The organism is Klebsiella sp. MS 92-3 (assembly GCF_000195655.1).
Classification (GTDB): domain Bacteria; phylum Pseudomonadota; class Gammaproteobacteria; order Enterobacterales; family Enterobacteriaceae; genus Klebsiella; species Klebsiella pneumoniae.
Genome location: NZ_GL882803.1, coordinates 33,275 through 34,869 on the forward strand (window position 1 = coordinate 33,275; position 1,595 = coordinate 34,869).

Below are 1,595 nucleotides of genomic sequence, written 5' to 3' on the forward strand. Positions count from 1 at the left end.
CCCCTTTTTTTTGCACGCGCGGCAGCCTGTTGCATGGCTGTTGCGTGAATGATCGTATATTGACGTTTGCCCGCCACCAACCGCCTATTCTGCGATACAATGCTTTCACGTTATGTACCGGAGAATCAGGCATGTCCCATCCTGCGCTTACGCGACTGCGTGCGCTGCGCTATTTTGCCGTTATGCCATCCCTGCCGCCGCCGCTAAGTGACTGGCTGCTGCTGGAGGACTCAATGACCCAGCGCTTTGAACAACAAGGAAAGCAGGTCACCGTGACCCTGGTTAACGAAGGGTATATCGGCCGTGACGCGCTGACTGACGAAGCGGCGCTGCTGCCCGACGAGCCGCGCTACTGGCTGCGGGAGATTATACTCAATGCCGATGGCGAGCCCTGGCTGGCCGGGCGCACGGTGGCGCCGGAGTCGACGCTGTGTGGTCCGGAGCTGGCGCTACAGCAGCTCGGGCAAACTCCGCTGGGCCGATACCTGTTTACGTCGTCGACATTAACCCGCGATTTTATTGAAATTGGTCGCGATGCAGCGCTGTGGGGGCGTCGTTCCCGCCTGCGGCTGAGCGGCAAACCCCTGCTGCTGACCGAGCTTTTTTTGCCTGCGTCGCCGTTGTACTAAGAGGAAGAAAAAATGGAGTGGAGTCTGTCGCAGAATAAGCTGTTGGCGTTTCATCGCCTGATGCGCACTGACAAACCGATCGGCGCTTTGCTGCTGCTGTGGCCGACGCTGTGGGCGCTATGGGTGGCCTCGCCGGGCGTCCCGCCGCTGTGGATCCTGGCGGTATTCGTCGCCGGCGTCTGGCTGATGCGCGCCGCCGGCTGCGTGGTGAATGACTATGCCGACCGAAAATTTGATGGTCACGTAAAGCGTACCGCCCGCCGTCCGCTGCCGAGCGGCGATGTTACCGAGAAAGAGGCGCGAACGCTGTTTATCGTGCTGGTGCTGCTCTCTTTCCTGTTGGTGCTCACCCTCAACACCATGACCATTCTGCTGTCGGTGGCGGCGCTGGCGCTGGCGTGGGTCTATCCGTTTATGAAGCGCTACACTCATCTGCCGCAGGTGGTGCTGGGCGCGGCCTTTGGCTGGTCGATCCCGATGGCCTTCTCGGCCGTCAGCGAATCGCTGCCGCTGAGCTGCTGGCTGATGTTCCTCGCCAATATTCTGTGGGCGGTGGCCTACGATACCCAGTATGCGATGGTGGATCGCGATGACGACGTTAAGATCGGTATCAAGTCGACGGCGATCCTGTTTGGCGAAAACGATCGTCTGATTATCGGTATCCTGCAGGTGGCCGTACTGGCGCTGATGGGCGCGGTGGGTTGGCTGAATGGGCTGGGCTGGGAATATTACTGGTCGCTGTTCGTGGCGGCGGGTCTGTTTGGCTGGCAGCAGAAGCTTATCTTCAATCGCGACCGCGATAACTGCTTCAAAGCGTTTATGAACAATAACTACGTCGGGCTGGTGCTGTTCCTCGGCCTGGCGATGAGCTATCTGTAACCTCCTGTCCGCCGCCCCCCCCCCCCCCCCCCTGGCGGGGGGCGCTGGTCGCGGCGGGGCGCCGGTGGTGCTGGCGCATCAGTCGCG

The 1,595-nt window shown here is 60.9% G+C and carries 2 protein-coding genes; both read left to right on the forward strand.

Going from position 1 to position 1,595, the window contains the following annotated elements; genetic code table 11:
* The first annotated feature begins 131 nt into the window (after positions 1-131).
* On the forward strand, positions 132-629 hold the full coding sequence (ubiC, locus tag HMPREF9538_RS14905) for a chorismate lyase (RefSeq protein WP_002884807.1): 498 nt from the start codon (positions 132-134) through the stop codon (positions 627-629).
* Positions 630-641: 12 nt separating this feature from the next.
* Entirely contained in the window at positions 642-1,508 is an 867-nt protein-coding gene (gene ubiA, locus HMPREF9538_RS14900; RefSeq protein ID WP_002884808.1) for a 4-hydroxybenzoate octaprenyltransferase, read from the forward strand.
* The last annotated feature ends 87 nt before the right edge of the window (positions 1,509-1,595 follow it).